At 39.0% G+C, this 24,602-nt stretch carries 19 protein-coding genes; 12 read left to right on the forward strand and 7 right to left on the reverse strand.

The features are described from left to right. The first annotated feature begins 2 nt into the window (after positions 1–2). Positions 3–1,607, forward strand: coding sequence for a SusD/RagB family nutrient-binding outer membrane lipoprotein (locus IEX65_RS15625; RefSeq protein WP_188767092.1), 1,605 nt, complete (start codon positions 3–5; stop codon positions 1,605–1,607). Between the two features lie 67 nt (positions 1,608–1,674). On the opposite strand, the gene eat is transcribed toward IEX65_RS15625, so the two are convergent. Continuing rightward, positions 1,675–2,991 carry an ethanolamine permease gene (gene eat / locus IEX65_RS15630; protein WP_188767093.1) on the reverse strand — a complete coding sequence of 439 codons (1,317 nt, stop codon included), beginning with the start codon at positions 2,989–2,991 and terminating at the stop codon, positions 1,675–1,677. Between the two features lie 328 nt (positions 2,992–3,319). Here eat and cysS point away from each other — a divergent pair, with 328 nt between their 5' ends. Both cysS and IEX65_RS15640 read left to right on the forward strand, forming a co-directional pair. Then, a complete protein-coding gene (cysS, locus tag IEX65_RS15635) occupies positions 3,320–4,807 on the forward strand; it encodes a cysteine--tRNA ligase (RefSeq protein WP_188767094.1) in 1,488 nt (495 codons plus the stop codon). Positions 4,808–5,011: 204 nt separating this feature from the next. Continuing rightward, the gene (locus IEX65_RS15640; protein ID WP_188767095.1) at positions 5,012–7,339 is read left to right on the forward strand and encodes a TonB-dependent receptor; all 2,328 of its coding nucleotides are present in this window, start codon (positions 5,012–5,014) and stop codon (positions 7,337–7,339) included. Positions 7,340–7,408: 69 nt separating this feature from the next. On the opposite strand, the gene IEX65_RS15645 is transcribed toward IEX65_RS15640, so the two are convergent. Further along, a complete protein-coding gene (locus IEX65_RS15645; protein ID WP_188767097.1) occupies positions 7,409–8,863 on the reverse strand; it encodes a cellulose synthase family protein in 1,455 nt (484 codons plus the stop codon). 6 nt (positions 8,864–8,869) lie between these two features. After that, positions 8,870–9,547, reverse strand: a complete 678-nt coding sequence (locus IEX65_RS15650) for a glycosyltransferase family 2 protein (protein WP_188767099.1) — start codon at positions 9,545–9,547, stop codon at positions 8,870–8,872. 352 nt (positions 9,548–9,899) lie between these two features. On the opposite strand from IEX65_RS15650, the gene atpD reads away from it, so the two are divergent. From atpD to IEX65_RS15685, 7 genes are all read left to right on the forward strand, one after another. After that, positions 9,900–11,405: a F0F1 ATP synthase subunit beta gene (gene atpD / locus IEX65_RS15655; protein ID WP_188767101.1), complete on the forward strand. Its 1,506-nt coding sequence runs from the start codon at positions 9,900–9,902 to the stop codon at positions 11,403–11,405. A 78-nt stretch (positions 11,406–11,483) separates the two neighbouring features. Next, a complete protein-coding gene (atpC, locus tag IEX65_RS15660) occupies positions 11,484–11,726 on the forward strand; it encodes an ATP synthase F1 subunit epsilon (protein ID WP_188767103.1) in 243 nt (80 codons plus the stop codon). Between the two features lie 165 nt (positions 11,727–11,891). Then, entirely contained in the window at positions 11,892–12,878 is a 987-nt protein-coding gene (gene moaA / locus IEX65_RS15665) for a GTP 3',8-cyclase MoaA (RefSeq protein WP_188767105.1), read from the forward strand. Between the two features lie 85 nt (positions 12,879–12,963). Next, positions 12,964–13,407, forward strand: a complete 444-nt coding sequence (locus IEX65_RS15670; RefSeq protein WP_188767107.1) for a peptidylprolyl isomerase — start codon at positions 12,964–12,966, stop codon at positions 13,405–13,407. 274 nt (positions 13,408–13,681) lie between these two features. Beyond that, a complete protein-coding gene (locus tag IEX65_RS15675) occupies positions 13,682–16,063 on the forward strand; it encodes a M1 family metallopeptidase (protein ID WP_188767110.1) in 2,382 nt (793 codons plus the stop codon). A gap of 90 nt (positions 16,064–16,153) precedes the next feature. Next, positions 16,154–16,960: a crotonase/enoyl-CoA hydratase family protein gene (locus IEX65_RS15680; RefSeq protein ID WP_188767112.1), complete on the forward strand. Its 807-nt coding sequence runs from the start codon at positions 16,154–16,156 to the stop codon at positions 16,958–16,960. A 291-nt stretch (positions 16,961–17,251) separates the two neighbouring features. After that, a complete protein-coding gene (locus IEX65_RS15685; protein WP_188767114.1) occupies positions 17,252–18,454 on the forward strand; it encodes a pyridoxal phosphate-dependent aminotransferase in 1,203 nt (400 codons plus the stop codon). A 50-nt stretch (positions 18,455–18,504) separates the two neighbouring features. Here the strand turns inward: IEX65_RS15685 and IEX65_RS15690 are convergent, their stop codons facing one another. After that, positions 18,505–19,083, reverse strand: a complete 579-nt coding sequence (locus IEX65_RS15690) for a GNAT family N-acetyltransferase (RefSeq protein WP_188767115.1) — start codon at positions 19,081–19,083, stop codon at positions 18,505–18,507. After that, complete coding sequence (locus IEX65_RS15695) at positions 19,014–19,850, reverse strand: glycosyltransferase family 25 protein (RefSeq protein ID WP_188767119.1); 837 nt, start codon at positions 19,848–19,850, stop codon at positions 19,014–19,016. The genes IEX65_RS15690 and IEX65_RS15695 overlap by 70 nt, the downstream gene beginning before the upstream one ends. 232 nt (positions 19,851–20,082) lie before the next feature. Between IEX65_RS15695 and IEX65_RS15700 the strand changes: the two genes are divergently transcribed. Both IEX65_RS15700 and IEX65_RS15705 read left to right on the forward strand, forming a co-directional pair. After that, on the forward strand, positions 20,083–21,276 hold the full coding sequence (locus IEX65_RS15700) for a lactonase family protein (protein WP_188767120.1): 1,194 nt from the start codon (positions 20,083–20,085) through the stop codon (positions 21,274–21,276). A 115-nt stretch (positions 21,277–21,391) separates the two neighbouring features. Further along, a complete protein-coding gene (locus IEX65_RS15705) occupies positions 21,392–21,742 on the forward strand; it encodes a hypothetical protein (protein ID WP_188767121.1) in 351 nt (116 codons plus the stop codon). 151 nt (positions 21,743–21,893) lie between these two features. Here the strand turns inward: IEX65_RS15705 and IEX65_RS15710 are convergent, their stop codons facing one another. Both IEX65_RS15710 and IEX65_RS15715 read right to left on the reverse strand, forming a co-directional pair. Continuing rightward, on the reverse strand, positions 21,894–22,424 hold the full coding sequence (locus tag IEX65_RS15710; protein ID WP_188767122.1) for a DinB family protein: 531 nt from the start codon (positions 22,422–22,424) through the stop codon (positions 21,894–21,896). An 82-nt stretch (positions 22,425–22,506) separates the two neighbouring features. After that, the gene (locus IEX65_RS15715) at positions 22,507–24,600 is read right to left on the reverse strand and encodes a TonB-dependent receptor (RefSeq protein ID WP_188767123.1); all 2,094 of its coding nucleotides are present in this window, start codon (positions 24,598–24,600) and stop codon (positions 22,507–22,509) included. Between the last annotated feature and the right edge of the window lie 2 nt (positions 24,601–24,602).

A 24,602-nucleotide genomic window follows, 5' to 3' on the forward strand; every position in this document is an offset into this window, starting at 1 on the left:
CTATGAAAAAAATAGGATATATATTAACAATACTGACAGTATTTGCTACGGCTTGTACTGACAAGTTTGAAGAAATCAACACCGACCCAAACAAAACAAGTGCGGCGGTCTTCAACCCTAATTACTTATTGTCGCAGTCACAGTACGAATACGGAAACACTGGATATTCTCAGTTGTTGTTCCAAAGTATGTGGACTCAGGTTTTGGCTTCTACGTTTTCGTATTATGGCAATGGCGATAAATACGTTGCATCGGGTAGCTTTGTAGCGTACCAAGGTCGTGTTCATGAAGAAACTTACCGTGCAGCATCTTTGTCTTACGAAATGATGAATTTGGTAAAAGACAAACCAGAGATGTCGAACCTATATAATGTAGGCACAATCATGAAAGTGCTTTGTTTAGCACGTATCACTGATTGCTATGGTGATGTTCCTTATTCGCAAGCTCTTAAAGCTAAAGAAGGTATCACTTTACCAAAATACGATTCTCAATCAAGCATTTACCCTGCCATGTTGACTGAATTAGATGCTGCGGTTACGGCTCTTAGTACTTCTAAAACAAAACCAACCGCTGATTTAATCTACGGTGGAGATGTGGCTAAATGGAAAAAATTCGGTTATTCTTTGATGTTGCGTTTGGCCATGCGTTTATCGAAAGTTGATGCAGCTGCTGCTAAAACTTGGGCAGAAAAAGCGTATGCTGGTGGTGTTTTCACAAGCATCGACGATAACGCTAAAGTTTTGACTGATAATGCAACAGCAGGAAATAACACAAGTGGTGCATTGAGAGTACCTGACGATTACCGTGAGGTTCGTTGGAGCAAAACTTTCATTGATTATTTGAAAGCTACTTCTGACCCACGTGTAAGTGCTATTGCTGAGGTTGCACAAGCTGGATATGCTAACAACACAAACCAAGCTTTAGCTGGCGATAATTCAGCGGCAGCTCAAATCGGTCTTCCGAATGGCTATGACCTAAATGGTGGTGCTACTGATATTGCCAAACACCCACAATATCCAGGTGCTTCGGGTACTGGTGCTGATGTAGCTCGTGTAGGTAAATACTCTCGCCCACGTACATCAATTTTCATTGATAGAAGTGGCGTGAATTTTGTACTAACTTATGCAGAAACCGAATTGTTATTGGCAGAAGCTAAAGTAAAAGGTTGGAATGTTGGTGCAACAACTGCGGCAGACCACTATAAAAATGGTGTGAAAGCGGCAGCAGCTTCATTAGCACAGTTTAATACTACAGCCGCTGGAGATGCTGCGGTAGCAAAAGCTGTTTCAGAAATGGATGCTTACTTAGCTAAAAACCCATTGAATGTAAGCTCAACAGATGCTTCTATCAAACAAATCAATGAGCAGATTTGGGTAACAACAGGTATTACATTCAACTTTATCGAAAACTGGTCTAACTGGCGTCGTTCGGGCTATCCTGCTCTAACTCCTGTTGTATATCCAAACGGATTCTCTGGCGGAACTATTCCAAGAAGAATTCCTTACAAATCAACAGAGCCATCATACAACCCAGAAAACTATAAAACTGCAGTTGCAGGTATCTCAGGTGGAGATACTTTCACAGCAAGAGTTTGGTGGGATAAATAATCTTATTAGTAGATTTGTTTCATAATAGTTAATAGAAACGGGGCAGTATCTGCTCCGTTTCTTTCGTTTAAGACAAATCTGCGTTAAAAAACTTAGCTAAAACATAGCTTCCGAGCAGAATACCAAAGAACACCAACGATAAATTGAAGTTATAAACAATCAATGCCACCAAAGCCACAGAAGCGATAACTAAAGCAATAATTGGCGAAACTGGATAAAACGGTACTTGAAAAGGACGTTTAAGTTTAGGTTCTTTTTTGCGTAAAACCAATAACGAAACCATCGAAAAAATATACATCGTCAAAGCACCAAAAGCCGAAAGAATGATAATATCTGCCGTTGAATTGCTCAAAAGTGCCACAATTCCGAAAACCATGTTCAACAGTAAAGCGTTGGCTGGAGTTTTGAATTTTGGGTGAACATTGCCCATAAATTTTGGAGCATTTCCTACCCTACCAAACTCAAAAGTTGCACGTCCTGCCGCCAAAACTAAGCCATGAAACGATGCAATGAGTCCGCAAGTGCCAATGCCAACTATCAATTGATAAACCCCGCTCGTATCACTCATAATTTTGCTCATAGCCATTGGTAAAGGCGAGTCAGTTACGCTTCCATCTGCTTTATAAACGATTGATTCCCAGCCGTTTATTCCGACTGCCGTAATGAAAGTCAGCACACACAAAACCACCAAAGTAGCCATTGCTGAGCCAAATCCCCACGTAATATCTTTTTGTGGATTATTCGATTCTTCGGCCACATTTGCCAAACCTTCAATTCCCAAAAAAAACCAAATCGCAAACGGCAAAGCCGCAAAAGCTCCACTCCAACCATTCGGCAAATTATTAGTCAATAAGTTTTTCGCTTCAAATTTCGGAAAAGTGAAATACCAAAAAATAATCAAACCCAAAACCGCTAAAATCGTGATAATCAGTTCAAATGCTGAGGCGAGTTTGGTGCCAAGTATATTGAGTAAAGTAAAAACCAAATAAGCTCCAATGGCTACTCCCAAAATAGAAAGTTGCGGAAAAACCGCATTGAAATAAGCCCCGATTCCAACCGCAATAGCGGGTGGAGCAAACAAAAATTCAATGTTTTGAGCCATTCCCGCCAGAAATCCCCACTTTTTCCCCAAAGCTCGATTCGCATAGTCAAAAGCACCACCCGCTTGCGGAATCGCACAAGCCAATTCGGCATAACTCAACGAAAACGTAACATAAAGAATAATCACAAAAAAAGTGGCAACCGCCATTCCGAACGTACCGCCTTTTTCGAGGCCGAGATTCCAACCAAAGTACATTCCAGAAATTACGTATCCAACGCCCAGCCCCCAAAGGAGTGTTGGTGTAAGGCTTTTTTGAAGTTTTTGTTCGTTAGGGTTCGACATGGCAAGGTTTTAGTGTTGAATTAATATCTTTAAAGTAAGGTTTTTAATCGCAAAAAATCAAGAGATATACCCTGCGAATCTAAAAATCTTATAAATCCTGTTATGTTTTGGTTTATGTTCTGTAATTTTGTAAAAAACTCCCAAGTAATGTCTCATACGTCTGCCTTTCGATGTTGTTGTTGCTGTCTGTAATTGTATTACTCTGCTAACTGTTCCCAAACAATAGCTATCCTATATTTTCCTAAATACAAAGAGTTTTGATAGAATCATTGATGAAACTATTTCATTCACTCATTCACTCATTCGCTCATTCACTCATTAAATTTCTATGCAAAATCTGAAAATTTATAATACGCTAACTCGCCAAAAAGAAGAATTTCAGTCCATCACGCCCAACCACGTGGGTATGTACGTTTGTGGGCCTACTGTTTACAACAATGTTCACTTGGGCAATGTCCGCACGTTTATGACTTTCGATGTGCTTTATCGTTACCTTACTCATATTGGCTACAAAGTACGTTATGTGCGAAATATCACCGACGTTGGTCACTTAGTAGGCGACGGCGACGAGGGTGAGGATAAAATCGGCAAAATGGCGAAGCTCGAAAAACTCGAACCAATGGAAATCGTACAACGCTATACCAACGATTTTCACACGGTTTTGGAGCAATTCAATTTCTTGCCACCAAGCATTGAGCCAACCGCAACTGGACACTTGATTGAGCAAATTGAGGCAGTTAAAACCCTAATAGAAAAAGGATTAGCTTACGAATCGAACGGTTCGGTTTATTTTGATATTAATAAATACAACGAAGGCGGGCACGACTATGGCAAACTTTCGGGTAGAATTTTGGAAGACCTTTTGAATGAAACACGTGAGTTAGATGGACAAGCCGAAAAACGCAATCCGCTTGATTTTGCGATTTGGAAAAAAGCAAATCCAGAACATATCATGCAATGGAAAAGTCCGTGGGGAATGGGCTTTCCAGGCTGGCACTTAGAATGTACTTGCATGAGTACCAAATATTTAGGGGCTCAGTTCGATATTCACGGCGGTGGAATGGATTTAAAATTCCCGCACCACGAATGCGAAATTGCACAAGGTGTCGGTATCACGGGCAAAGAACCAGTAAAATATTGGATGCACTCGAATATGCTTACCGTAAACGGCCAAAAGATGTCGAAATCTTTGGGAAATTCGTTTTTACCAGCCGAACTCTTTGCAGGAAATCACCCATTACTTGAGCAACCTTACAGCCCAATGACGGTGCGTTTCTTCATGTTGCAATCACAATACAGAAGTACGCTTGATTTCTCGAACGATGCCCTAAAAGCAGCACAAAAAGGCTTCAGAAGATTGACAAATGGCCTCAGAATTGTAAAAACGCTAACTTTCGAGCCAGCAGAAGTAGCCACCGACGAAAAGAAAAAACAAGACATCGAAAAATCAATCGTTGCATTTTATGATGCCATGAACGATGATTTGAATACCGCCGTAGCGATTGCACAATTATTCAATTTACTGAAATATGTAAACATGATTTACATGAATCAGTTGCAACCAGCCGCTATCGGAGAAGGAACTTTCAATGAGTTAAAATACAAGTTTGTACTTTTCATTGAAGGAATCTTAGGTTTGAAAGAAGAAAAAGCCGAAAACTCAGATGCGGTACTGAACGGAATGTTGAATCTTTACCGAGAATACAAAGCCGCTCAACAATACGATAAAGTTGACGAAATCAGAAGCTATTTCAAAGCCAACGGAATGTCAATCAAAGACATGAAACACCGCATTGATTGGGCTTGGGAGGAGTAAGAAACCTTACAAGATGTCCCAGCGGGACTAAATATTGGTAGATTCAATCAAAAGAGTTACCTATCGAAATGCCGTAGGTATGACATATATTACCGTTGCATACCTACGGCATGATAAAATGCCTGTTTTTCTTGTATTGCTACCAATATTTTACCCCTACGGGGTATTTCTTAATTTAGTAGGGTTTTACTTCAAGACAGTTTTATGAAAATAGCTTTTTACTTCTATTTTTTGCTTTTATTCTGTACTGTTTTTAGCTTCGCCCAAACCCCTACCCAAAATCTTCGAGGAAGAGTTTTAGATAAGGAAACTCAACAACCTATACCTGCGGTTTCGGTCATTATTTCACCATCAAACAAAGGCACTACTACTGACAACGAAGGCAATTTCCGCTTTGAAAAGCTACCAATCGGGCGTTATTCGCTTACTTTTTCAATGATTGGCTATGATAAACGTAATCTACCAACGCTCGAAATTGGTAGCGGAAAAGAGTTGATTCTGACCATAGAAATGACCGAAAGTCCACAATTTTTGAAAGAAGTTGTCGTAAAAGCCGAACAAAACAAAGAAAAAACCTTAAACGAACTCGCCATGGTAAGTGGCAGGCAATTTACGGTGCAGGAAAGCAACCGCTACGCAGGCGGATACGCCGACCCCGCACGTATGGCAATGGCGTTTGCGGGCGTAACATCGGCTGGCAATGACCAAAATAACGAAATCGTTATCAGAGGAAATTCTCCCAAAGGCTTACTTTGGCGTTTGGAGGGAGTAGAAATACCAAACCCTAATCATTTTGGCGATGGACAAGGCTCAACGAGTGGAATCATCAGCATGATAAATAGTGGAAGTTTGGCAAATTCGGATTTTCTGACTGGAGCATTTCCTGCCGAGTATGGCAATGCCACTTCGGGTGTTTTTGACTTAAAACTACGGAGAGGAAACGACCAAAAACACGAATTTATGGGTCAACTAAGTGTCATTGGTTTAGAAGCTGCCGCCGAAGGGCCAATTTCTAAAAATGGAGCTTCTTATCGCTTTAATTTTCGCTATTCTACGCTCGAACTTTTACTTAAATCAGGGCTACTGGCCATCGAAACGGGTGGATTTAAACCTGCTTACCGAGATATGAATTTTACGCTAAATCTACCCACCAAAAAAGCAGGAATATTTTCGCTTTGGGGCGTTGGTGGTTTAAATTTCTCAGATGATAATGGCACGACTTTCAGGGCAAACGAACGAAACCAAATGGGCGTGAGCGGTCTAAGCCATAAAATTTCGACAGGAAGTAAAGGATATTTTTATTCCGTTTTATCGGCCTCAAACGAATCAAACAAGTCATTTCAAGAGAATTTTATCAATAATACAACTTGGGTAACGACCAATCAGAATCTTTATGCTTATAATAATCTTCGCTTTTCGACACTCTATAATTATAAGATAAACTCTCGTGGAACAATTCGTACGGGACTTATCATCAGTCGATTAGGCTACAAATTAAACGAAGACCGCCGAGATAATGCCCGAAATACTTTGGTAAATTATCTCACCGAAAACGATGCTACGCATTTTATTCAAGTATATAGTCAAGCAAAATATAATCTTTCTCAAAAACTGAGTATTACGGGCGGCGTACATTTCAACAGATTTTTATTGAATGATAATCAGACCATCGAACCACGTTTTGGTTTACGTTATCAGATTGATGAAAAACAATCGCTCAGTGCTGGTTTTGGTCTTCATAGTCGGCTTGAACCAATTTCTTTATATCTCTACAAACGTCGCAAAACGGGCGAAACATTTGTTCAACCCAACCGCAATTTGGGCATGACCCGTGCCGCCCATTATGTGATTAGCTACGACCGAAGTCTGGGAGAAAACACTCGCCTGAAAATCGAAGGTTACTATCAGAAATTATTTGAAGTACCTGTTGATTCAAACCGCAAAAATTTCTTTTCGATGCTCAATTCTTCATCAGGTCTGACAACGACAGTGCTTACAAATGACGGTTTGGGCGAAAACCGAGGTTTGGAGTTAACTTTAGAGCGGTATTTTGCTAAAGGTTATTATTTCTTGCTCACAGGCTCATTATTCGAGTCGAAGTTTAAAGCACGAGACAATCAGTGGAGAAATACGGTTTTTAATAATACTTATGCAGGAAATGCTTTGGCAGGAAAGGAGTTTCCGCTTGGCCGACAAAAACAACATTTTTTTGTGATAAATAGCCGATTAATGTGGCGAGGTGGGAATCGGTACATTCCAATAAATTTGCCAGAATCAATCAAGAAAAACACAACCGTTACCGACGCTACGCAAGCATACGTACCTCGCCTACCCGACTATTGGCGAATTGATTTAGGAATAGCCTACAAAATCAATAAAATGGGTGCAACATGGACTCTGAGTGCTGATTTACAGAATGTTACGAACCGAAAAAACAAAATTCAACAACGCTACAATAGCACCACCAAGCAACTTTATTATAATTATGCCCTACCGATTGTGCCAATTTTGAACTTCAAAGTTGATTTTTGAGAAAAAATATAACCACAGAATCAATTTCGTGCTAATCTTTAAATCTGTGCCTCCGTGGTAATGGAAAATTCAACGCAGAACCTGCTTAAAAGTATAGAACAAAACACTTCCATACCCCACAATTAGCATCAAATGAAAAGGCACTAAACCGTAGTTACTTAGATATATTTCAATAACCAAAGCCATAATAAAATAGCACATCAACAAAAGCTCAATCCAAGTGCTTTTACCAATATTTTGGGCCAAATATTTATTTCCTTGCCACGAGTCTGATTGATTGTTTACATTAAACTTAGGTGTACGCACAAAAGGTGTTTTTCGCCCCATCCAGCCCTCTACCACAGCAATCGAATTATGAAACGAAAGCCCCATCATAAAAAGTAAGAAAAGCACAAAACGCTTCACAAATTCAAAAAAACCAAGTCCAGTTTTTCGGAAAGAAATCCAATAAAAACACCCCAAAATCACCCAACTGACTTGAAATAAAGCTGTATATCGAAAAAATACATCAAATCTATCCGAACTTGAAGTAATAAGCATCACAGGTAAACTCAAAATCGACAAGAAAAATACTGCCACAAAAACCGCACTATTCATTAGATGATAAAAACCGTGCAACCTCGTAGAAATGCTTAAATGGCTATCCGATAATAATTTACGGAGATTTTTTACGACACATTCGGCCGCACCTTTTGTCCAGCGATATTGCTGAGATTTGACGGCCGACATGGTTACGGGTAACTCGGCGGGGCATCCAACGTTTTCTAAATACACAAATTTCCAGTCTCTCATCTGAGCTCGATAACTTAGGTCTAAGTCTTCGGTCAAAGTATCGGCCGACCATCCTCCTGCATCTTCAATCGTACTTTTTCGCCAAACTCCTGCCGTGCCGTTGAAATTGATGAAATGGTTTTCAGCATTTCGACCACCTTGCTCAATCGTGAAGTGAGCATCTAAGCCAAAACCTTGTAATTGAGTCAGTAAAGAATAGTTTTCGTTGAGGTGCTGCCAGCGAGTTTGTACAACACCAACGTTTGGAGCAGCAAAATGAGGAATTGTTTTTTGTAGAAAATCAACTGGCGGAACAAAATCAGCATCAAAAATGGCAATAAATTCGCCCTTACAGATTTTCATGCCGTAAGCCAAAGCCCCAGCTTTAAATCCTTTTCTATCTGTGCGTCTGATATGCTGAATATCAACGCCAGACGCTTTAATTTGTTGAATCTTATTAGCTATGATTTCTACCGTTTCATCAGTCGAATCATCTAAAACTTGAATTTCAAAACGTTCTTTCGGGTAGTCAAATTTAGCTACGGCATCAATCAACCGCTCAACTACATACAATTCGTTATAAACAGGAAGTTGAATGGTTACGAAAGGAGTTTTATTAATTGATAATTGATAATTAATAATTGATAATTGTCTTTTACCTAAATAATTAATAATCAAACTCAACTGCACCAAGCTGTAAGAAAAAATAAAAACCAACGGAATGGCATAAATGACAAGAATAAATAGCTCCATTGACTTTTACAAATATTTAAAAATAGTAGTAATAATCTTATAACCAGCCAAAACAGTACCTTTTACCGTTCCCGAAATCTTTGATTTTCCAACTCTACGACGGTAATTAACGGCCATTTCGGTGGTTTTCATTTTCATTTTGGCTGCTTTTAGCTGCATTTCTACTGTCCAGCCGTAGGTTGTATCTTGCATATTAAGTGCCAAAAGAGAATCAAACTTTATCGCTCTGAAGGGCCCTAAATCAGTATAACGTACGCCGTAGAACAAACGCAGGAGATTGGTAGCCAGCCAATTACCAAAAATCTGTGGAATTGTCATTGACCCAGCTTGACGTTCGCCCAAAGCTCGTGAACCAATCACCATATCATAATTTTGCTCGGTAATAGGTTTTATCAACTCTCGCATTTCTTCGGGATAATCTGAGTAATCGGCATCTAAGAAAACTACAATATCAGGCTTTTGTTTTTTTGCGTACTCAATTCCCTTCAAACACGCAAAACCGTAGCCCTGCTGGAGTTCGTCTAAAACGGTTGCTCCTGCTCGTTGAGCTACTTTTGAGGTTTCATCGCTCGAATTATTATTTACCACAACTACCTCATCAACAATATCTTGTGGAATCTCGGCAATTACTTTATCAATAGATTTTGCTTCGTTGAAAGCAGGAATGATGACAATTATTTTCATTAAAATTATATTTCGACTGCAATTTAGGCTTTTTCTACATACACAAAGGTAAGCAAGCCGACAAAGTGTATGAATTTGAAACAGTAAAGACTTATTTATGCGTTTTTCTTGTTCAATATTTTACTTTTACCGACATGATTATTCCTAAAATTTTTCACCTTTATTTATACAATAATCTCATTTTCCTCTTTTACTCCAACAAATAAGGCAGAAAAAGAACTTTTCTCTAAAAAAAATACAAAAACTATGTCACAAGTTTTGCTTTTCAGAACTTGATTATCTAATTTTGCACGCTGAAATGCGAGTACACTAAAATCACGGTTTCAGATTTTAATTTAAAAATTCTCAATAAATGGCAAATATCGGTAAAGTCTCACAGATTATCGGACCCGTAGTGGACGTAAGTTTTGAAGGCGAAGGTTCTCAAATTCCTCCAATTCTCGATGCGTTGTCTGTAACAAAGGCAAACGGTCAGAAAGTAATTCTTGAAGTTCAACAACACCTTGGTGAAGACCGAGTTCGTGCCATTGCGATGGACGGAACTGAAGGTTTACAACGTGGAATGGAAGTACTTCACTTAGGTACACCTATTACAATGCCTACGGGCGAAGAAATCAAAGGTCGTTTGTTCAACGTTGTTGGTGAAGCGATTGATGGTTTGGGCGAAGTGACAACTAAAGGTATGTCGATTCACCGTGCTGCTCCTAAGTTTGAAGACTTAGCAACTGCAACCGAAGTACTTTTCACTGGTATCAAAGTAATTGACCTTCTTGCTCCTTACGTAAAAGGTGGTAAAATCGGTCTCTTTGGTGGTGCGGGTGTTGGTAAAACCGTATTGATTCAAGAGTTGATTAATAATATTGCAAAAGCTTATGCTGGTCTTTCAGTATTTGCTGGTGTAGGTGAGCGTACACGTGAAGGTAATGACTTACTTCGTGAGATGATTGAATCTGGTATCGTGAAATACGGTGACAAATTCAAGCACTCAATGGAAGAAGGCGGCTGGGACTTGAGCGTAGTAGATAGAGAAGCTTTGAAAGAATCACAAGCTACATTTATCTTCGGTCAAATGAATGAGCCTCCAGGTGCTCGTGCTCGTGTAGCCCTTTCGGGTCTTACAGTAGCCGAACACTTCCGTGATGGTGATGGCGAAGGTAAAGGTCGTGATATCCTTTTCTTCATTGATAACATCTTCCGTTTTACTCAAGCGGGTTCTGAGGTATCAGCCCTTTTAGGTCGTATGCCATCAGCGGTAGGTTACCAACCAACATTGGCAACTGAAATGGGTGCCATGCAAGAGCGTATTGCTTCAACAAAACGTGGTTCGATTACATCAGTACAGGCCGTTTACGTACCTGCCGATGACTTGACTGACCCTGCTCCAGCAACAACATTTACCCACCTTGATGCAACTACTGTATTGAGCCGTAAAATTGCTGAGTTAGGTATCTATCCTGCGGTTGACCCTCTTGATTCATCTTCACGTATTCTTTCGGCTGACGTATTGGGCGATGCTCACTACAACACTGCTCAACGTGTGAAGAATATCTTACAACGTTACAAAGAATTACAAGATATCATCGCTATCCTTGGTTTGGAAGAACTTTCAGAAGAAGATAGATTGACAGTATCACGTGCAAGACGTGTACAACGTTTCTTATCTCAACCATTCTTCGTAGCTGAGCAATTTACAGGTTTGAAAGGAGTATTGGTTGATATCAACGATACAATCAAAGGCTTCAACCAAATCATTGACGGAGATTATGACCACCTTCCAGAAGCTGCCTTCAACTTAGTAGGTACTATCGAAGATGCAGTAGCTAAAGGCGAAAGATTGATTGCAGAAGCATCTAAATAAATTAAGAGTTAAGAATTAAGAATGTAGAATTTATCCGCCATTCTTAATTCTACATTCTACATTCTTAATTATAAAGAAATGAACTTAGAAATAATTACTCCTGATAAGAAAGTTTACGCTGGTGTTGTTGACTCGGTAATTTTACCAGGAAGCAACGGTGGATTTCAGATTTTGAATAACCACGCACCTATCGTTAGCACACTCGCTAAAGGAAACTTAGTTATCGAAGCCAACGGCAAAAAGGAAACTTTCGTGGTGGATGGTGGCGTAGTTGAAGCAGCCAAAAATAAAGTTTTGGTTTTAGCTGAGTCAGTAGCTTAAAAACTTTTCTTGAAAAGCATATCCGAAAGAGGCATAGAGAATTCTGTGCCTCTTTTGGTTTTTTATGCGAAATGAGAGTATATTTACTCAAACAATAACACCCATCAATAATTTTTGAACCTCAAAGATTATAAATAGGTTATGTAAATATTACTTATCGTATTGATGCTCATAGATAATCACGGAAGACCTATTAATTACCTGCGATTGGCTGTTACCGACCGCTGTAATTTGCGTTGCTTTTATTGTATGCCCGAAGAGGGAATTCAATATTTGCCCAAACCGCATTTATTGAGCTACGAAGAAATGATTCGACTTTGTACGATTTTGGCCGAAATGGGCATTAGTAAAGTCAGAATTACGGGCGGAGAACCTTTCGTTCGCCGAGATATTATTCCTTTTCTCTGGAAGTTATCAGAAATTGAGGGAATCAACAAAATTAATATTACTACTAATGGCGTGCTTACTGCTCCATTAGTGCCAGAATTAAAGAAAATTGGCATCAGTTCGGTTAATCTTAGCCTTGATTCACTCGACCGCCAACGATTCTTTGAAATTACTCGCCGAGATGAATTTCCGAAAGTGTGGGCAACACTTGAAGCACTTCTCGAACATGACATTCCTGTAAAAATCAATACGGTAGTGATGGCGGGTAAAAACGACGAAGATATTTTATCAATGGTTGAACTGACTCGCAATCAAAACGTTTCATTGAGATTTATCGAAGAAATGCCTTTCAATGGCGAAGGTCTTCGCCCCGAACAAATGGAGTTTTGGAGTTATCGACGTATTATTGATTTAATTCGCTCTGCTCACCCTGAACTCTATAAATTACAAGACGAACCTAATTCTACGTCATATAATTACCATATTCCGAATTTTAAAGGAACAGTTGGCGTAATTGCAGCATTTAGCCGAACTTTTTGTGGCACTTGTAATCGCATTCGTGTTACGCCAACAGGCAGTTTCCGAACTTGTTTGTACGATGATGGTGTTTTCAACGTAAGAGATTTCATGCGTCAGAAATTATCTAATGATGAAATCAAACAACGCATCTACGACGCCCTGCAAAATCGAGCAAAAGATGGTTTTGAGGCAGAAAATCGCAGGTCAAGTGTGGTTTCAGAGTCAATGACTACGATTGGAGGATAAATCCAATGAGAGAATGATTCAATGATAGGATGATAGAATATTAAAATTAGAATAAAACTTTACAAATTACCAAATTCAAAAAAGTATGTTAAAAGCAGAAATGATTACCGACAAAGGTACAATGACAATCGAATTCTATGAGCAAGATGCTCCGATTGCAGTAAATAACTTTGTTACTTTAGCAAAAAAAGGTTTCTACGATGGTTTGATTTTCCACCGTGTGATTCCAAACTTTATGATTCAAGGTGGCGACCCAACTGGTACAGGTGCTGGTGGCCCAGGATATACAATTCCTTGTGAATTGACAGGAAATAACCAATACCACGATAAAGGTGTACTTTCAATGGCTCACCGTGGGCGTAACACTGGCGGTTCGCAGTTTTTCATTTGCCATAACCGTTCAAATACGCAACACTTAGACCGTAATCATACTTGTTTCGGTAAAGTTGTTGAAGGACTTGACGTTGTTGATGCTATTCGTCAAGGAGATAAAATCCAAAAAATCAATGTTATTGAAGTTGAGGCATAATATTGTTTTTAACGTATGCTATAACCAATAAAATTAGCACACGAATGACGCAGATTAGGCTGATTTTCACTGATAAAACAAAATTTCATTTAAAATCAGCGTAAATCTGTAAAAATCTGCGTCATCAGCGTTCCATTTTTTGAAGGTTACAACTTGAATTAATTTAAAGAAAGCTACTCAAAAACTTGTTTTTCGAGTAGCTTTTTCTTTATGCTTCACCAAAAATAATTATTTCTTTCTATCTTCGCATAAAATCAAACTTCATCCATTTTATATGAAAAAACTATCCATCTTTACCCTACTTATCCTAAGTTGTAGTTTGGTGGTTCAAGCCCAACGTCCTGCGACTACTACCGAATACAATGCCAATACCCGATTTGAACAAATAGGAGCGGCATTGCCTACACCAAACACTTTCCGTACAGCAGCGGGTAGCCCTGGGCGAGATTATTGGCAACAAAAAGCTGACTACGACATCAAAGCTGAACTGGACGACTCAAAACAGTCGATAACGGCAACTGAAAAGATTACTTACACAAATAATGCCCCCGAAGAATTAAGATATTTGTGGCTACAACTCGACCAAAATCTCTTTGCTAAAGGTTCGATGGGTTCGAGTATTGGTCAATCGGCCATTAACCCAGCTAACGGTGCAAGTTTCAATACACTTGGCAACATGACAGGAGCAAATGCTAAAGATTATGGTTATAAGATTTCAGCCGTAAAAGATGCTCTCGGAAAAGATTTGAAATATACCATCAACGAAACAATGATGCGTATTGATTTACCAACACCTTTGACAAAAGGCATGGCTTTTACGCTACAAGTCGATTGGAAGTTTAATATCGTAGATTTGAAAGGCAGTGGAGCAAGAAGTGGTTACGAGCTTTTCCCGAAAGATGGAAACGTATTGTACGAAATTGCTCAGTGGTTTCCACGCATGGCAGTTTATGATGATGTGAATGGCTGGCAACATAAGCAATTCTTAGGTCAAGGCGAATTTACTTTGCCTTTTGGTGACTATAAAGTTGCTCTGACTGTTCCAAATGACATGGTTGTTGGTGCAACTGGCGAGCTCCAAAATGCTAAAGATGTATTGACAACTACGCAAATTAAGCGTTGGGAGCAAGCAAAAAACACTAAAAGCCCAATTGCAATCGTAACGCAAGAAGAGGCAGAAGCTGCCGAGAAAGGCAAGCCAACTGGCAAAAAAACTTGGGTTTATGCTGCTAAAAATGTGCGTGATTTCGCTTTTGCTGCTTCTCGCAAATTTATCTGGGATGCCATGCAAGTTGATGTAGAAGGTAAAAAAGTTTGGGCGATGTCGCTTTACCCAAAAGAAGCCAATCCACTTTGGGGGCAATATTCTACGAGAGTAGTTGCTCATACACTCACAAGCTATTCAAAGCGTAGTGTTGCCTATCCTTATCCTGTTGCCTATTCGGTGCATGGTTCGGTTGGTGGTATGGAATACCCAATGATGAGTTTCAATGGTGCAAGACCCGAAGCTGATGGTACGTACTCGGAAGGTACAAAAAACTTCTTAATTTCGGTAGTAATTCACGAAGTTGGTCATAATTTCTTCCCGATGATTGTAAACTCTGACGAACGTCAGTGGTCGTGGATGGATGAAGGTTTGAATACATTTTTGGAATGTTTGGCTTCGCAAGAATGGGACAGAAATTTCCCAGTAGGTGGTATTGAGCCACAGGCAATTACTGGCTATATGAAAATTGATGCCGCCAAACAAAATCCAATTATGAGTAGTTCGGACAATATTTTGCCAGGAACTTTCGGCCCAAATGCTTATTCAAAACCCGCAACTGGTTTGAATATTTTGCGTGAAAGCGTAATGGGACGTGAATTATTTGATTATGCTTTCAAAGAATATTCTCGCCGTTGGGCATTTAAGCATCCAACACCAGCTGATTTCTTCCGCACCATGGAAGATGCTTCGGGTGTTGATTTAGATTGGTTCTGGAAAGGTTGGTTCTACAGTGTTGAACCTGCCGACCAAGCGATTGCCAACGTAGAATGGTACAGCATCGACAGCCAAGACCCAAGCAAGTTAAAAGCTGCTGCCAAAGCTGATGCCGATGCAAAAGCACAGACTTTGAGCAATATCAGAAACAAAACCGACATCAAAGAAACGGTTGTTGAGGCAGACCCAACAATGAAAGATTTCTATAATACTTATGATAGATATGCCGTAACCGATGCCGATAAGAAAAAATATGAGCAGTATTTGTCAACTTTGAGCGAGGACGATAAGAAATTGATTGAAGAAGGAAAGAATTTTTATGTGGTAAATCTGAAAAATAAAGGTGGCTTAATTATGCCAATTATTATTCAAATGCAGTTTGAAGATGGCACAAAAGAAGACGTAAGAATTCCAGCCGAGATTTGGCGTTTGAATGATAAAGAAGTAAAGAAAACTTTGGTAACAACTAAAAAAGTAGCCAAATTTAAGCTTGACCCTTATCACGAAATTCCTGATATTGATACCTCTGATAATGCGTTCCCGAAAGAACCTGAGCAACCAACAAAATTCCAAGCCTTCAAGCAAAGAAGTTTTGGCAGTGGCGGTTCAAACCCAATGCAAGAAGCATTGAAAAACAAACCAGCAGGAACTCAGACGAGCGGAGATAAGAAATAAGAGAAATTAAATAAAAGTTTCTTAATTTTAACGGTGAAGTCAATCAAATGGCTTCACCGTTTTTTATTATCATTCAACAACAAAACCATCATGCAGACGCTCAAACTATCTATCGAAAACCATATTGCTCATGTGATAATCAATCGCCCCGAAAAAGCCAATGCTTTGAATCAAACTGCTTGGGACGAAATCACCGAAGTTTTTGAATACCTCGACGAAAACCCCGAAGTACGAGTTGTAGTACTCGAAGGTGGCGAAAGCAAGCATTTTTGTGCAGGAATTGATTTGAGTTTGCTGATGTCGGTTTCACAAACCAATATAGCTTGCGATGCTCGGCGACGTGAGCGTGTGCGTAAAGATGTTTTTCGTTTACAAGCCCCAATCAATGCCATCGAAAACTGCTCAAAACCTGTTTTAGCAGCCATTCATGGTGGTTGTATCGGTGGCGGAATCGACTTGGTTTGTGGTTGTGATATGCGTTATTGCACCGATGATGCTTATTTTACTATCAAAGAAATTGATATGGGAATGGTGGCCGATTTAGGCACTTTGCAGCGTTTACCCAAACTCATTGGCGATGGACTGGTGCGAGAAATGGCTTATACTGGCCGAAATGTAGAAGGAAAAGAGGCCGAGAAAATCGGAATTGTTAATCGTTCATTTACTGACAAAGCTACGATGATAGAAGAAGTAATGAAAATAGCTGCTACAATTGCTTCAAAATCGCCATTGTCGATTCGTGGAACAAAACATATTTTGCTTCACACCCGTGACCATTCAGTGGCTGACGGACTCAACTACATGGCAACTTGGAATGCCGCCATGTTGCTCTCAAACGACCTTCAAGAAGCCTTTGCCGCTAAAATGCAAAAACGTGATGCTAACTTTGAAAATTAAGTTTAAATGGATGCTGATAATCACTTGTTTAAAATAAAAAAAACGTGATTATCAGCGTTGGTACATCCGTTTTATCAGCGTGCCAAAATCATTTAGTTTTGAAACAAAAACATTCAAATCACAGAATTTTCTTATTGTCTTTTATAAAAACACTCCTATCTAATTAGCTCATTGTCAGCATTTATTTCAAAAAAATGTGGTTTTTCAATTTGAAAGGAAGTAATTTTGCACCCGATTTGAGCAGTTTTACTCAATTCTTCAATTTTATTATTAATTTTACAAAAAAGTATCATGTCTGCATTAAATTTAGTCGCTGACAGAATCAATGCGTTGGAAGAATCTGCCACGCTTGGTATGTCGAAAAAGTCACGTGAATTAGCGGCACAGGGACACAAAGTAATCAACCTCTCAGTTGGAGAGCCAGATTTCAAAACCCCAAAACACATTTGCGATGCTGCAAAAGCGGCAATCGACGCTGGTTTTCACCACTACACGCCCGTAGCAGGTATTCCTGAACTACGAAAGGCTATTGCAGACAAACTTAAACGTGAGAATAATATAGATTGGAAACCAGAAAACATTGTGGTTTCGACAGGAGCAAAACACTCTTTGGCGAATGTTATTTCTTGTTTGATTAACCCAGGTGATGAAGTAGCTATTTTATCGCCATATTGGGTAAGTTATTCAGAAATGGTAAAATTAGCTGAAGGAAAATCGGTAATTGTAGAAGGAAAATTTGAAAATGATTTCAAAGTAAAACCTGAGCAATTAGAAGCAGCCATCACAGACCGTACGAAAATTGTAATGTATGCTTCGCCAAATAATCCAACAGGTTCTATTTATAGCGAAGCAGAATTGCGAGCATTGGCGGCGGTTATCGAAAATCACGAAAATATTTTCGTTTTAGCTGACGAAATCTACGAATATATCAACTTTACTGACGAAGGACATTTCAGCATGGGTTCAATTCCAAGCATGAAAGACCGTGTAATCACAGTAAACGGTTTTGCTAAAGGTTTTGCTATGACTGGCTGGCGTTTGGGCTACATCGCAGCGGCAAAATGGATTGCTGATGCAGTAGAGAAACTACAAGGACAAGTGACTTCGGGAACAAACTCAATCGCTCAACGTGCAGCGGTTGTTGCTTGGGACGATACTTCGGCTGCCGAATCAATGAAATTAGCTTATTTACGTCGTCGTAATTTGGTAGTTGGTTTATTGAGAGAAATTCCAGGTTTCAAAGTAAATATGCCTGACGGAGCGTTCTACGCATTCCCAGATGTAAGTTATTATTTCGGAAAATCTGACGGAAATGTAACTATCCAAGATGCTGACCAATTGTGTATGTGGTTGTTGGAAACAGCTCACGTAGCACTTGTGGGTGGGGGCTCATTCGGAGCTCCAAACTGTTTACGTCTTTCAACTGCCGCTTCTGACGAAGCACTTACTGAAGCAGTTGCAAGAGTAAAAGCTGCTTTGGCTAATTTGAAGTAAGCAATTTATAAATATAAGGACGGCATCGCTTTGAGCGATGCCGTCCTTCTTTATGCCCTCCAATCCCAAACAACTACTCGCCAAACTTCGCCAAGAGCAGCATCGTGGAAATCCTTTACAGGAATAAAACCTACTCGTGCGTGAGCTTTCAATGAGCGAGTATTATTAGTTGAAATATCGGTTACACACATTTCAAACTTAGCAGATAGTTCTTCTCGGAGTTTCTGATACATTCCATCAAAAAAACCCATGCTGCGGTAGCCCTCTCCTACGCAAACTTGTCCCATAACTACGTAATTAAAGTCTTTTAATGTTTGTCCGTCGTAGTCTATTTCATCAATTGCCTCGAATAAGGTTTTTAATTCTGGCACACCGTTTCTGAATTGTGGTAACATCGCCAAACAATAAGCCACAACTGTATCGCCATCTTTTACGATAACGCTCGGCTGAGCATCATTCATTGCCTTTAACACTGCATATTCATGTTCGACTGTCACAAATCCTTGGCTTTGGATTTGTTCGGGTGTAAGGTTTTTTTTGAGGTTTTTTTGTTGAAGTGCTAAAATTCCTCTAACATCATCGTCACTCTTGACTGTGGTAATAATTGGTCCTTTGGATGAATCGAGCATACTTTTTCCGAATTCGTTTTAATTATGTATTTATTTGGAAATATTCTTCTAATATACTGTTTATAAAACTTCTGCATTTGCCATGCAAATCTCCTGTATTGGCTTCGGGGCTTGGTAGAAATCGTTGCGTTCAGGTGTCCATTATGCGAGCCTTCTTCAACCATTGGTGGATGTACCCAATACATTTTAATGATATTTTGTTGAATCAATTGGTCGTGCCAGCCATCAACAACCGTTGGACATTTATTATCCTTCAGTTCTCGGAGAATATTAATCGCTCCCTGTTGGTCAATGATATATGAACCCGACATCCGGCACGTAGAAGCTTGATATAAATGCTTGTCTTTTTTAACATCCCAATACGAAGGAAATCTTAAAGTACTATTTTCTAATGAAATCATAAATCCTTTATCCAGACTTTCAACTTCATTAAATATCAATTCCAAATCTTCAACAAAATTCCCTAAAAAGAAAGGGTCATTTTCAAAAATGAGGGCATAATCAAGTTCTTTTTCAACAATTCTTTCAAGAGCAAAGATGTGATTTAAGGTACATGAAAGCACCCCATCAGATAAAATATCTCTTATGTTTGGAACAAAGTATTTATCCAGAATTTCTTGCCTGAAATAAATAGGGTCGCCATCAGTAACGAACTCATACGACATACCCATCTGGTCAAATAACTCAATAATTCTTTTTTCGTGGTATTCATACCCCTTTAGGGCGTGGACTACCATCACTCCTTGTTTTAGCAGTTTCTCAATCATTTTTTTGTAGAATAGGTTAGTTGCCTTGAAGTATTGGTTAAGTACTTCAAGGATAAAGTTTATAACACGTTTAAATCGTTCTACAAATATAGATTCTGAAAAACTATTCGCAATACATTTATTATCATTAAAATATATTATCTCCGAGATTGTTACTAATCTTGAAATCAAGGTAATCTTAGTATATCTTTGGAAAAATTATTTTCCAACTACGCCATTTATTCCTCTATTCATGAACTTCAAACAAACTTTAGTTACCATATTTTGTAGCTTATTATTTTTGCCACAAATCAGCAAATCTCAGTCAAAAGATGAGCAATATCTAATCATTGGCACATATACTCGCCCCAACACAAAAAATCCGAGTGAGGGCGTTTATGTCTATAAATTCAATACCAATACTGGCGAATTTAGTGCTGTTAGTAAAGCTACTGGCATCAAAAATCCTTCGTTTTTGACAGTTTCTCCCGACCAAAAATTTGTTTATGCTGTCACCGAAACAAGCGATGGTTCGGTAACGGCCTATAGTTTTGATAAAAAATCAGGAAATTTAACTAAACTCAATACACAATCATCGGGCGGAGCAGACCCTTGCCACATTAGTATCGACAAAACAGGAAAATGGGTTTTGGTGGGAAATTATTCGGGAGGAAATTTGTCGATTTTGCCAGTTGAAGCCGATGGTTCACTTGGAAAAGCTACGCAAACCATTAATCACGAAGGTAAAGGCCCGAATACTGGTCGTCAAGAAAAACCGCACGTTCATTCGGTAAATATTGCCCCGAATAATCGAGATGTTTTTGTGCCAGATTTGGGCATTGATAAAATCATGACGTACAGTTTATATGCCAAAAATGGTAAATTTTTGGGAGGAAAACCTGCTTTTACGAAGGTAGCCGATGGTTCGGGGCCACGCCATTTTACGGTTCATCCAAACGGTAAATTTGCTTATGTGATTCAAGAATTAAGTAGCACCGTTACGGCTTTCAATTATATTTCGGGTAAATTGACTCCTATTCAGACGATTACGACGCTTGCCAAAGATTTTAAAGATAAAAACAAGAGTTTTTGTGCCGATATTCATATCTCGCCCGACGGAAAGTTTTTGTACGGTTCAAATCGCTTTGTTGATGCTGGCAATAAAAATGGCATTTTTGCTCCTAATAATACAACAGATACAATAGTTATGTATAGCATTGACCAAAAAACTGGAAAACTGACCTACATCGGCAACGAACCAGTTTTAGGAAAAATACCTCGTAATTTTATGATTACACCCAATGGGAAATTTGTATTGGTAGCCAACCAAGAGACAGATAATATCACGATTTTTAAAAGAGATGCCAAAACAGGAAAATTATCGCCAACAGGCAAGCAAATCGAAGTTCCTGTGCCTGTTTGTTTGAAGATGGTTTCGGCGGAGTAATTTTTAGGACAGGGTTTTCAACTTATTTTGCTGGGTAGATGCTAAAAAATGATTTTAAACAAAATTAATATTATATTTAATAAAATAATTTTCACCACATAAATTTTTCAAATAAATGACTGTTTTTTTTCTTTGGTTTATTTTAGCAATTGTGGTCGGGTATGTTGGCTCTGATAGAAGAATAGGCTTTTGGCCTGCATTTTTTTGGTCTATAATATTAAGTCCATTAATAGGTATAATTATAACATTCAACTCAACCAAAAAGGAAGAAGAAGAGTACAGAAAAAAGATGTTAGAGTTACAACAAAATCAACTAAAACCTCAAAATGATAAAAAACTCAGGAAAAATCTTGAAGAACAGTTGGTAAAAGCTCTAACACTTTATGAAAAAGGTATTATTTCTGAACAAGAGTATAGTGAACTCGAAATGGGTATCAAAAAAGACATAGATGACTTAAAAGAATAGTGTTCACCTCTTACAAAAACAAACTCAAACTCGCACCAAACTGCCAATTTCTTGGTGCAGCGGTGTTGAAATAGCAATTTCCTACGGCATTAATGTCTTTGCCGAGGCTATACACTTCGTTGAGCAGAATTCTATTCTGAAAGTAAGTTAATTATGTCATTTTATGCAATTCAACAACCTGTCCAAGATGTCGGTTGATATGAAATGCCAAAAACTCTAATCTTTGTTGTATATCAAAAGGTCCAGAAATAGGGTGTGGTGGCGTCATTATCGATAAATCTTCGTCCGAAAGATGTCTTCCTAAACTTTCCAAAACTTGTTCTAAACTCAATAGCATTGTTTTCCAATAGGCAATTGGGCCACCAAATCGTGGAGCAGCAATGGCTGGAACTACTTCTTTTTCCTTCCAAGTTTCTGCAATGATTGTATCCATAGTTTTCCCTGCATGAATTCTTTCACCTTCCCATATAGCTTTGCCCTCTCTGTTTGCTTGCAAAGACCTCCAAATACTCAAAATTCCACCTTGTTCAGCCCAAAATAAATGTTCCGTAATCTCAACAGTATTCCAGATTTCGGGAGCAGGTTTCCATTGAGCTTCTTGCTCAGTAAGTTCATTTACTTTTTTTAGATAACTTTGACGAGCAAAATTAACGGCTTCGATTAAGTTTTGTACTTTTTCCATATTATAATTTCAATTTTCAAATACAATATACAAAAATTAGAATAATGTAAATTTAAAAACAATATGGAAACTTATCGTACAATTACAAAAACAAACTCAAACTCGCTCCAAACTGCCAGTTTCTTGGAGCTGCGGTGTTGAAAAAGCGATTTCCTACAGCGTTGATGTCATTACCGAGGCTATATACTTCATTGAGTAGATTATCGCCGGCGGTGTAAATATTCAAGCCAATTCGCTCGAAATTTTTACGATAGCCTATTCTGGCATTCAATAATTTATAAGAATTGGCATAAACCGTGTTGGCATCAGTCAACGGAATTCGGTCGGTGAAATTGAGGGTTGAGTTGAGGTAAAAGCCCATTTTTGTTTGTAAATCTACGCCCGAAACCCACACTTGACGAGGCACACCCGTGAGTGCATTGCCCGATAAATCGGTTTTGAGTTGGAGGTAGTTTTTGAAGCTATAATCATTGAAAGTATAACTCGTAAAAACTCGCAATTCTTGAATAAATTCTTTATCTATATGCTTGATAATCAAGCCATTTAGCAATAATTCAAGTCCATTTTGAAGCGTACTTCCCGCATTTGTAAAAATCTCTCTTCCTGCATTGTCGGTACGGCGAACGATGGTGTTTTTTAGGCGAAATGAATAAGCCGTGATATCAAAATTAATTCGTTTTTTCAGGAGATTTCCACGAGTACCGACTTCGTAGTTGATACCTTTTTCGGGAGCGAGCGAAGGCACAAACGTACTATTTTGATAACCGCTGATGTATTCGGTAACGGTTGGCGGAGAAAAACCACTACTCACACTCGCAAAAACTGAGATTTTATCTTGTATTTTCTTCAAAAGGGCAATTCTTGGCAAAAAAGCCGCTGGCAATAATTCAGAAATTGGCTTGATTTTCGGAGCATCCGACAAACGAGTAAAATCATATTTGAAACGATTATAACTGCCGCCAATCGTCAGGATAAAGTTTTGAGGTAAGTCGGTTTCGAGCTGACCAAACAAAAAATAATTCCAAGCTGCTACATTATCATTGGTCTGTAAAGTATCGATTACGCCCGATTTATTTCCAAAATTACGAATCACCCAAGCCGATTTTTGTAGTTCACCGCCCACCGTGAAGCGATTTTTTAAATTTCCGACATCAAACGAATAATTCATTCGGCTTCTTCCGCCAAAAGTTTGTTCGTTGCGGATTTCATAATTCGTAATAAATGGATTTCGTAGTTCGGAAACTGTTCCGTAAATACTCGTTACGTTTGTCCAATGAGCATTCAAACGGTATTCTTGCGAAACCCCAATATTGAATAATTTCTGATAAATTCCTGCTTTTTGCTGAATCGAACTTGGCAGAGTTGCAGTTGCCAAACGTGCCTGACTTGGGTCTTTTTCAAACTGTGCTTGATTCAATCCGCCTGGGGTTTGGTATTTAATATCCGAGTATAAAGTACTGATATTTAAGGTTTTATTGGGTGAAACAAAATAACTCGAACGCCAACTTAGTACATCACGAACGGCCGCACTATGTTGTCGATAGCCATCGGTTTGGGCGTGGGCATAACTCAGCACTGAATTAACTTTTTCGGAAGCCACATTCCACGAAACATTTCTATTTTGCAAGCCATAACTACCATAAGCCACACCAGTGTTGATATAATTCGTATGTCCTTTTCGGGTGTTATTTCCATCGGCTTTTGCTCCTCCGAGTAGCACAACTCCGCCCGTTCCTGCTCCGTAAACGCTTCCTGCAGGGCCTTTAATTACTTCGATATTGCCGATTGTGTTCATATCGAGCGAGTTCAGAAAAGTATTGCCATTGCCATCGGTCAGCGGAATATCATTCCAATAAACTTTTACATTGCGAACTCCAAAAGGCGAACGCAGCGAACTTCCACGAATGGCCAAACGATAACTCCCAGGCGAGCGTTCTTCCATGCGTACACCTGGCAAAGTATTGAAAACTGGTACAAGCGAAGTGTTTTCAAAACGCTGTATGTCTTTGATAGTAAGCACATTAACCGATGCGGCAGTTTCGCTCAACTTGCGTTCGGTTTCAAAACCTCGCACCACAACTTCGTTGAGTTGTTTGGTAGAATCAGCTTCTTGGGCAAAACAATTTAGAGCAATGAAAGCAATAAAAAGAGTATTAAAAAGGTAAGTTTTAAGCATTT

The organism is Emticicia aquatilis (genome assembly GCF_014644295.1).
GTDB classification, from domain to species: domain Bacteria; phylum Bacteroidota; class Bacteroidia; order Cytophagales; family Spirosomataceae; genus Emticicia; species Emticicia aquatilis.